The organism is Nocardiopsis chromatogenes YIM 90109 (assembly GCF_000341185.1).
In the GTDB taxonomy this organism is placed as follows: domain Bacteria; phylum Actinomycetota; class Actinomycetes; order Streptosporangiales; family Streptosporangiaceae; genus Nocardiopsis_A; species Nocardiopsis_A chromatogenes.
In genome coordinates this window covers 18,356-27,778 of sequence record NZ_ANBH01000143.1, presented here as the reverse complement: position 1 = coordinate 27,778, position 9,423 = coordinate 18,356, and the positions used below count along the sequence as shown (strand labels likewise).

7 protein-coding genes are annotated in these 9,423 nt (G+C 76.0%); 5 read left to right on the top strand and 2 right to left on the bottom strand.

Annotated elements, in window-relative coordinates:
• Positions 1–65 precede the first annotated feature (65 nt).
• Positions 66–1,082 (bottom strand): LCP family protein, encoded by a 1,017-nt coding sequence (locus D476_RS0115050; RefSeq protein ID WP_051061751.1) that lies wholly within the window; start codon positions 1,080–1,082, stop codon positions 66–68.
• Between the two features lie 326 nt (positions 1,083–1,408).
• Between D476_RS0115050 and D476_RS0115045 the strand changes: the two genes are divergently transcribed.
• The 3 genes from D476_RS0115045 to D476_RS0115035 are packed head-to-tail and all read left to right on the top strand — an operon-like array spanning position 1,409 to position 6,293.
• Positions 1,409–2,953 carry an MFS transporter gene (locus tag D476_RS0115045; RefSeq protein WP_017624766.1) on the top strand — a complete coding sequence of 515 codons (1,545 nt, stop codon included), beginning with the start codon at positions 1,409–1,411 and terminating at the stop codon, positions 2,951–2,953.
• Positions 2,950–5,583, top strand: coding sequence for a PEP/pyruvate-binding domain-containing protein (locus D476_RS0115040; protein WP_017624765.1), 2,634 nt, complete (start codon positions 2,950–2,952; stop codon positions 5,581–5,583). The genes D476_RS0115045 and D476_RS0115040 overlap by 4 nt, the downstream gene beginning before the upstream one ends.
• Positions 5,583–6,293 carry a TetR/AcrR family transcriptional regulator gene (locus D476_RS0115035; RefSeq protein ID WP_017624764.1) on the top strand — a complete coding sequence of 237 codons (711 nt, stop codon included), beginning with the start codon at positions 5,583–5,585 and terminating at the stop codon, positions 6,291–6,293. The genes D476_RS0115040 and D476_RS0115035 overlap by 1 nt, the downstream gene beginning before the upstream one ends.
• A 357-nt stretch (positions 6,294–6,650) precedes the next feature.
• On the opposite strand, the gene D476_RS0115030 is transcribed toward D476_RS0115035, so the two are convergent.
• A complete protein-coding gene (locus D476_RS0115030; protein ID WP_017624763.1) occupies positions 6,651–7,364 on the bottom strand; it encodes a TetR family transcriptional regulator in 714 nt (237 codons plus the stop codon).
• A 190-nt stretch (positions 7,365–7,554) separates the two neighbouring features.
• Here D476_RS0115030 and D476_RS0115025 point away from each other — a divergent pair, with 190 nt between their 5' ends.
• Both D476_RS0115025 and D476_RS0115020 read left to right on the top strand, forming a co-directional pair.
• Entirely contained in the window at positions 7,555–8,499 is a 945-nt protein-coding gene (locus tag D476_RS0115025; RefSeq protein WP_017624762.1) for a hypothetical protein, read from the top strand.
• Positions 8,496–8,855: a GntR family transcriptional regulator gene (locus D476_RS0115020; RefSeq protein WP_017624761.1), complete on the top strand. Its 360-nt coding sequence runs from the start codon at positions 8,496–8,498 to the stop codon at positions 8,853–8,855. Before D476_RS0115025 ends, D476_RS0115020 begins: the two co-directional genes overlap by 4 nt.
• The last annotated feature ends 568 nt before the right edge of the window (positions 8,856–9,423 follow it).

Genomic DNA, 9,423 nt, shown 5'->3' with positions numbered 1-9,423 from the left:
GTCGACCACTGATCGGGGCACACATGTCCCATCGACGATCCAGGGCGTGTCTCTTGGAACAGGCCCTAGTACTCCGGGCTCTGGACCTCCAGGTCCTGCGCCTCGTGTTCCAGGCCCTCCTCGGCGATGTACTCCATCAGCTTTCCGTCGCGGACGCGCTCGAACACGCCCGCGGTGGTCTCCTCGTCCAGGTAGACGACGTTCTGCTCGCCCTCCCACCCGGTGGAGGCGGCGGGCAGGCTGAGGAAGACGGCCCCCTCGGGGCCGATGCCGACCAGGCGCATCATCAGGCCCCGCATCATGGCCATGGTGGTGTTCTCGTCCACCGCCACCGACTCGCTGGCGGCGGTCAGGAAGGCGTCCAGGCGGCGGGGGTCGGTGCGGACCTCCTCGCTGACCGCCTTCTCGGCCATCGCCCGCAGGAACACCTGCTGGCGCTTGATGCGGTCCAGGTCGCTGCCGGAGAGCCCCTTGCGCTCGCGGACGAAGCGCAGCGCCTCCTCCCCGTCCATGTGGTTCCTCCCCGCCTCCCAGTACCAGCCGTTGGTCGGGTCGTACACCTCGCGGGGCAGGTCGATCACCACGCCGCCCAGGGCGTCGGTCATCGCCTCGAACCCGGCGAAGTCCACCGCGGCGAAGTGGTCCACCCGCACGTCGCCCAGGCGCTCGACGGTGGAGGTGAGCAGCCGGGGTCCGCCCAGGGAGTAGGCGTCGGCGATCTTGCCCTCGCCGTGGCCGGGGATGTCCACCCAGGAGTCGCGGGAGATCGCGATGACGTAGGCGCGCGCCTCCCCCTCGGGGACGTGCAGGAACATGATCACGTCGGCGTCGGCCTCGCCCTCGCGCCACTTGTCGGCGGTCGACTCGCCGCGCATGTCGGAGCCGATGAGCAGCCAGTTCTCCCCGGGGTCGTCGACCGGGCGGCCCTCCTCGTCGGGCACGGCGCCGGTGATGCGCTCGATGTTGCGGTCGTAGACGTCGGCGCGCCAGGCGACGGCGATCGCCAGCGCGAGGGCGACCGCCAGGCAGCACAGCAGGGTCGGGAGGAGTCCCCCTCGGCGCCTGTTCTCCGGTCTGGCCATGTCGGTTCCCCGGTCGGTCCCCTTGTCCGTCAATAACGGCCTTCCCTCCGCCCCTGCCCTCGGCACCCCGGAATATCGATCACGGTATGCGGCAAATCGAGCACCAAACGTAACTATATGTGGCCACATCCGCATGATCGGCGCCGACACCCCCCGGACGGGCGGGATGTGCGCACCCGGAGCCGGAGGCGCGGAGGCGGCACGGCCGGACCCGGCCGCCTCTTTGAGAACGTTGCGTTCCCTACTCGGCAAGGTCTACATTGAGAACGGAACGTTCATTAAACGCTTCCGCCCCGTTCCCGCCGCCGTGGCGAGGAGGACGACCGATGGCCCGCACCCGACGGCCCGCGCCCCCGCAGGTGCGCCGCGCCCTGCCCGGCCTGCTGCTGGGGATGCTGCTCGGCGCGGTCGACCAGACCGCCATCGCGCCCGCCCTCCCGGCCGTGGCGAGCGACCTCGGCGGCTTCGGCCTGATGCCGTTCGTGATCACCGCCTACCTGGTGGCGGCCACCGCCCTCATGCCGCTCTACGGCCGCCTCGGCGACCGGTTCGGCCGCACCCGCCCCCTCCAGGCCGCCATCGCCCTGTTCACCGTGGGCGCGCTGGCGGCCGGGCAGGCCGACTCGATGACGGCGCTGCTCATCGCCCGCGCGGTGCAGGGGGCGGGCGGCGGCGGGGTGATGGTGGGCGTCCAGTCCGCGCTGGGCGAGCTGGTCAGCCCGCGCGAGCGCGGCCGCTACCTGGGGCTGTTCGGCGCGGTGTTCGCCCTGGCGGCGGTGGGCGGGCCGCTGCTGGGCGGCGCGGTCACCGACGCCCTGGGGTGGCGGTGGCTGTTCCACCTCTACCCGCCGCTGGGCCTGGCGGCGCTGGTGGCCGTCACCGCCACGCTGCGCCTGCCCCGGCCCGCCGAACGGCGCCCGGTCGACGCGGCGGGGGCGCTGTCCCTGGCCGCCGCCGTGGTCGGGCTGGCGGTGCTGGGGTCGGCGCCCGGCTGGCCCGGCCGCCCCGACTGGGCGGTCCCGGCGGCCGCCGCGCTGCTCGCGTGCGGGGCCGCCGCCTGGGCGGTGTCCGCGCACCGCGCCGCCGACCCGGTGCTTCCGGTGCGGCTGCTGCGCGACCGCTCGGTGGGCACCGCCGTCGCGGTCGCCTTCCTGGTCGGCTCCGCCCTGTTCGGCATCGCCGCCTACGTTCCGGCCTACGTGCAGATCGCCCTGGGTGCGTCGGCCTCGCAGGCGGGCGCGGTGATGATCGCGCTCATGGCGGGGGTGCTGGTCACCACGGTCGCCTCCGGGCGGATGATCACCCGCACCGGCCGGTACCGGGCCTACCCCGTGGCCGGGACCGCGGTGTCGGCCGCGGCGATGGCCGCCATGGGCACGCTCGGGCCGGACAGCACCCCGGCGCAGGTCGCCGGGCTGCTGGCGCTGCTCGGCCTGGGGCTCGGGCTGGTCATGCAGGTCATGACGCTGGTGGCGCAGAACGCCGCGCCCCGCGCCGACCTGGGTGCGGCCACCGCCGCCGTCGTCTTCTGGCGCCAGGTCGGCGCCTCGGCCGGGGCCGCGCTCACCGGCGCCCTGGTCAACCTGCGCTTCGCGGCGCTGCTGCCCGCCGAGACGGCGGCGCGGGTAGGCGGCGCCTCGGCGCTGTCGCCGGAGGCCGCCGCCGCGCTCCCGCCCGCCGACCGGGCGGCGGTCGCCGCCGCGTTCGGCGAGGCGCTGCCGCCGCTGTTCGCCTGGGCCGCCCCGCTGATGGGGCTGGCCGTCCTGCTCTGCGCCGCGCTGCCCGCCCTTCCGCTGCGGGAGACCGCGCACGCATCCGACACCTCCCCCGACACGGGGAACACCGGTAATGAGACCAAGGAGTCACCATGACCCGAACGCACACCCCCCGCGCCGACACCGCCGTCGGCACCGAGGCGCTGGTCGCCCCGCTGTCGGCGTTCGGGCGCTCGGACCTGGACACGGCCGGGGGCAAGGCCGCCAACCTGGGTGAGATGGTGCGGCTGGGCCTGCCCGTGCCGGACGGCTTCGCCGTCACCACCCGGGCCTACGCGCGCGCCGCCGCCGAGGGCGCGCCGGCCGCGGCGCTGCGCGCGCTCGCGGAGGGCGCCGCCGACACGGGCTCCGACGCGGGCTCCGGTGAAGGGGACGACGAGGGCGCCGCCGTGCGCGCCGCGTTCGAGGCGGCCGACCTGCCGGACGACCTGCGCACCGCGATCGTGGGGGCCTACCGGCGGATGGGCGGCGGCCCGGTGGCCGTGCGCTCCAGCGCCACCGCCGAGGACCTGCCCGGGGCGGCGTTCGCCGGGCAGCAGGACACCTACCTCAACGTCGTCGGGGAGGAGGACCTGCTGGACGCCGTGCGGCGCTGCTGGGCGTCGCTGTGGAGCGGCCGCGCGATCGCCTACCGCCGCCGCATCGGCATGGACGCCCCCGATGTGCGCATCGCGGTCGCCGTGCAGGCGATGGTGCCCGCCGAGTGGGCCGGGGTCGCCTTCACCGCCGACCCGGTCACCGGGCGCCGCGACCGGGTGGCCGTGGACGCCGGGCGGGGCCTGGGCGAGTCGGTCGTCTCCGGCCTGGTCACCCCCGAGCACTACCTGCTGGACACGCACGGCGCCGTGGTCGGGCACCGCGCGGGCCGCGGCGAGGTGGTGGTCCGCGCGGCCGAGGGCGGCGGCGTCGTCCACGAGGAGCGCACCGCCGCCGAGGCCGCCGGGGCGTCCTCTGGCGGGATGGACCGGGCGTCCCTCAAGGAGCTGGCGCGGCTGTGCCGCAGGGTCGCCGGGCACTGGGGGCGGCCCATGGACGTCGAGTGGGCGGTGGCCGGGGGGCGCGTGCTGCTCCTGCAGGCGCGGCCGATGACCGCCGTGCCGCCCGAGCCGGTGCGGCTGAACCCGGTCCAAAAGCGCGTCGGCCCCATCCTGCTCGACATGTTCCAGACGCGCCCCTACCCGCTCGACATGACGACGTGGACGGGCGAACTGCTGGAGGGCATGGTCGCCGGAATGATGAAGGGGCTCATCGGTGCACGTCTACCCGCACTGGACCGGCTCTTCCCCGAGGAGGACGGCGTGGTGGTGCGCTTCCTCCCGCCCACGCCACGCCCGACCCTGAGCACCCTGGTCGCGCCGGTGCGGCTCGCCTCCAAGGCGCGCCGGTTCCCGATCGAACGGTGGACGCGCGACCCGCGCTTCACCCGCTATGAGAAGGCGCTCGACGAGCTGGCCGCCCGCCCGGCCGCCGACCTGCCCTGGGCCGAGCTGCGCACGCGGCCCCGGCAGGCCCTGGCACTCGTGCCCCTGATGACCGACCTGCGCACGGACTACCTCCCGAACCTCGTCGTGCCGTTCGTCCGCACACATCTGATGCTGGCGCTTCTGGGGCACCCGGTCTCCGCGGGCGACCTGGCCTTCGGAGCGCTCACCTGCACCGAGAAGGCCAACCGCGCCCTGGAGGAGCTGGCGGAGCTCGTCCGGGAGCACCCCGCCATGGCGGAGGCGTTCGCGGAGCGCACGCCGGAGGAGCTGGCGGAGGCGGTGGGCACCGACCCGGTCCTGGCTCCGCTGGCCGAGCGGTTCGACGCGTTCATGGCCGCCTACGGGAACCGGGAGACCGCGAGCGCCGTGTACGCCTCCTCCCCCACCTGGAGCGAGGTCCCGGAGACCGTGCTGGGCATGGTGAAGCTCCTCGCCTCCGAGCCGCCCACGCGCGACACCGACAGCGCGCGCAAGGCGTTGGAGCGCCTGACCGCCCACCCGAGGCTGCGCCGCAACCCGGCCGCCCGGCGGCGGGCGGCCCGCCTGGTGGAGCGGTTCCGCGCCGGGGTCGCCTTCCGCGAGGACAGCCACTTCCACTTCACGCGCGCGCTGCCGCCGCTGCGGAGCGCGCTGCTGGAGATGGGGCGCCGCCTCGTGGAGGAGGGCGTGCTGGACTCCACCGGGGAGGTCTTCCACCTGCGCCTGGAGGAGCTGGAAGGCATCGCCGACCTGCCGGGGCTGCCCGAGGAGCAGGCCGCGCGGCTGCGGGCGGCCGTGCGCCGCCGGGCCGCCAAGCGCGCGTCCCTGGCGAGCGTGCCGATGCTGGTGATGCCGCGCGACGCGCCCTCCCCCGGCCCGGGGAAGGGCACGGACGGCGGCCCGGTGCTGGCCGACGGCACCCCGGCGGGCGGCGGCGCGGTGACCGGGCCCGCGCGCATCATCCGCGACCCATCGGAGTTCGGACGCATGCGGGCCGGGGACGTGCTGGTGTGCCCCTACACCAACCCGTCGTGGACGCCCCTGTTCCAGCGCGCGTCCGCCGTGGTGGTCGACTCGGGCGGGCTGGGGTCGCACGCGGCGATCGTCGCGCGCGAGTACGGCATCCCGGCGGTGATGGGCACCGGGGACGGCACGTCGGCGATCGAGGACGGGGCGGCGGTGCGCGTCGACGGCGACGCGGGGCAGGTGACGGCGGCCGCACCGCGCCCGTCCGTAGAATCCGAGGGGACCGGGGGCGCGTGATGGGGTCCGAGGCGGGCGGCCGCGAACGGACCGGCGGCACCCCGGCACCGTCCCAGTCGGAAAGGCGGAGCGAACCCGTGGGCACCCCCGCCGGGCCCGGCCCGAGCACGGCCGAGGAGGACCCGCGCAAGCGGCCGCGCAGGCGCGGTGACGCGCTCAACACGGCGATCTTCGAGGCGGTCCTGGCCGAGCTGGAGGAGGTCGGCTACGCGAAGCTGACCATGGAGCGCGTGGCCGAGCGGGCCCGGACCGGCAAGGCGTCGCTGTACCGGCGCTGGCCCAACCGGGCGCGCCTGGTGATGGAGGCGGTCTACCACGTGGTGCCGCGGTACATGGACGTGCCCGACACCGGAAGCCTGCGGGGGGACCTGCTGGAGCTGTTCCGCGGCACCGCCCGCCTGCTGGAGGGCCCGACCGGCGAGGCGATGCGCGGGGTCCTGGGGGAGGTGCTGCACGATGAGGAGGTCGCGGCGCAGATCCGGTCGGCCTCGCGGGGCGAGAGCCTGTCCCAGATCCGCCGGGTGGCCGACCGGGCGGTGGCGCGGGGCGAGATCGCGGCCGAGGCGTTGACGACGCGCCGCTTGGAGGCGGGGCACGCGGTGATGCGGCACCACTTCCTGTTCCAGGGCACCACGATCTCGGACCGTGTGGTCGAAGAGGTGGTGGACGAGGTGGTCCTGCCCCTGTTCAACGCACCGCCACCGCCCTGACCGGAGCGGTCGGTGCNCCGGGGCCCCCCCCCCCCCCCCGCCACGCGACGGGGCGGGCTGCGACGGCGGGCGGGCCCGCAGCGCCGATGCCGTCGGCCGACCCCGGGGCCGGGAGATCGAGGACCGTCCCACGTCGCGCCGGGTGGTCTCGCCGGACGGCGGGCGGATGACGGACAGCACGCCGAACAGGCCGAAGACGACCACCGGCTCCCTCTGCCGGATCATCGGCAGGACGCGGACCGCGAGGACACCGATGCTCAGGGCCGTGGAGGCGGAGAACAGGTCCGAGCGGCGGGGGCGGGCGCGGCGTCCGCGTTCATGGGGTTTTCATCAGGGCCCACACAGGGGGCCGGTCCCTTACGGTGTCCCGCCCGTCGCGGCGGCCGCCGGGCAGGCGAGGTAGGAGCGCAGCAGTTCCCGGCACTCGGCGATCAGGGCCGGGTCGCCGTCGGGGTCGGTCCGGAAGGCCAGGGACAGCACCGCGTCGGCCGCCTCGACCGCCACGCGGACCCTGCGCTCGGTCTCCGGGTCCGGAGGGCTGCCGGTGGCCGTCAGCCCCATGGCGAGCAGCGTCCCGGATACCCGGTCGTCCCGGCGGCCGGGTCCCGCCCTGCCCGACGGGGGGCGGGGCGCGCACGCCTCGGGGTCGTAACCGGTGTCGGGGTCGGCGTCCAGCACCCCGAACCCGGGCACGGTGCGGCGCATGTCGACGTAGGTGTCCACGGCCGTCAGCGCCGCCCCCGCCCAGTCGGCGCCCGCGGAGGCCCCCAGGCGCTCGGACAGGCGGTCGGTGAACAGCTCCATGTTCCGCGCGGCCAGCGCGCGGATCAGGCCGTCCTTGTCGTAGAAGAACTGGTACACGGTGCCGATGGGGATCTCCGCGCGGCGCGCCACCTCGGTCGTGGTCACCGCCGCCGGTCCCTCCTCTTCCAGGACGGCGGCGCACGCGCGCAGGAGCCGCTCGACCCGCTCCATGCTGCGGCGCTGTGCGGGGCGGCGGCGCAGCCCGGTGGCGGTCCAGGCCGGCGCTGGGTTCGGGCGCGGGGGCGCGGGCCGATCGGTGCGGGACATGCCCCCATTGTGCCCGGAGAAGGACCCCGGGGAGGCGTGGTCGGCGGCCCCGCCCGGCTCGCCGGGGCGGCCGGTCCGGAACCGGCCAGAGGGGCCGGGCCGACTCCGCGGCGCGGCCGCGCCCGGCCGGGGTGCATCCGGATCTCTTGTACTGCTACATTGCTACAAGAGCAATACAAGGAGAACCTCCATGGCCACCTGGATCGCGCTCGCGGTCGTCTTCCTCAGCGTCTCGCAGACCGTCTCGACCAGCCTGAAACCCCCGGCCGTCAAACCCGTCCGGCGGTTCGCCGCCCGGGCCGGACTGCCGCCCTCCTACGCCGACGCGGCACTCGCCCGGCGCCTGTACGGCGACGAGTCCGCCGCCGCGGGCGCCTCGGCCGCCCTCATCCTGGCCGCCCTGGCCGTGGGGCTCGCGGTCCCGGCCCTGCGGGACGACGGCGCCTGGGCCGTCACCATCGTCGCCGCCTACCTGCTCGGCCGCGCCGTGGGCGCCGTCATCCCGGTGGTGAAGGCGACCGTCGCCCGCGACGACGACGCCCCCCGCGTCGCCCGCCCCTTCACGCCCTCGGTCACCGACTACGTCTCCCCGCTCGCGTACGGGGCGGCCCTGGCCTCCGGCCTCCTCCCCGCCGCCTGCTCCGGGCTGGTCGTGCTCTTCCTGGGCACCGACCTCGTCGACGCCGCACAGGCCGACTGGCCCCTGGTGGCCGTCGGCGCCGCGGCGGGCCCGGCGGCGACCGGCGGAGCGGCCGTCCTGGCCGCGCGTTTCACCGCCGCACCCCGCCGGGCGGCGGCCCCGCACGCGCTCGCCGCCGACGACGCCGTGCGGGCCTACCGCATCCGCGCCCTGCTGGCCGCCGCGACGGGCGTGAGCGCCCTGGCCGCCACGACCATCGCGGGCACGGCGACGGCCATGCTGAACGGGACGACCGTGGAGAACCCCGCCGCGGTGCTGCTGATGGGCGCGGCGCTGGCCAGCGGGCTGGTGTTCGTGGGCACGACCGCCGCCGTCGACGTGATCGGCACGGGGCGGCGCTACCGCGAACGGCTCTGGCCGCAGGGGCTGCCGGAGGGCCCGCTCCCGGAGGGCGGCCCCGGCGGGGGGAGCGGCGCGGACGGCGGTGCCCGGTGATCATCACCGTCGACCCGCGCTCCCATGTCCCGCCCTACGAGCAGGTCCGCGANGGGCTCATCGGCTCCGGGGCGCTGCCGACCGGGCACCGCCTGCCGCCGGTGCGGCGCCTGGCCGCGGACCTGGGGCTGGCCGCCAATACGGTGGCGCGCGCCTACCGCGAGCTGGAGCAGGAGGGCCTGCTGGACGGGCGGGGGACGCGGGGAACCTTCGTCGCACCCACCGCCCCGGCCGACCCGCTGAGCGCGGCCGCCGACGACCTCGTCCGGCGCGCCCGCGCCGCCGGGCTCACCCGCGAGGACCTGGTCGGGCTCCTGCTCGCCCGCTGGGACGACGAGCGTCCCCGCCCCGGGTGACCTTCTTCCCGGATATACCGCCCCCTCCGCCCTCTGGAACGGCGCCCCGGGCGGGCCTAGTGTCGAGTCCCCTTCGCCCCCGGGCCGAGGGGAGCGCGGGGTCCCCCGCGCTCCCCCGGCCGGAGGGCGAACTCCCCACCGTCCACTGGAGGGGGCATGGCCCTTCCCGCCACGCCGCGGACGACACTCGGCACCCCTGTCTACGAGCGCGCGCTCCGATCCATCGCCACACTCCCCCTACGCGATTCGGCACCGGTACGCCTGGCCAACCTCGACCTGGTCCGGAATCTGGCCGCCCCGGACTCCGTCCTGCGACTGCTGCGCGAGGTCCTCGACACCCCACCGCTCCTCGCGCGCATCGCGGGGCGCTCGTACCACCACACCAACCACTTCGACAAGATCGTGCTCGCCGACTCGGGGGCGCGCCGCTGNGGCGCCCGCCGTACAGCACCGCCGAGGCCCTGGACGAGCAGATCCACGACCACCGGTTCAGCTTCTGGTCCTCGGTCCTGACCGGGCGGCTGGACTCGCAGAACTTCGTCCGCGACGCCTCCGGGGCCGACTACGG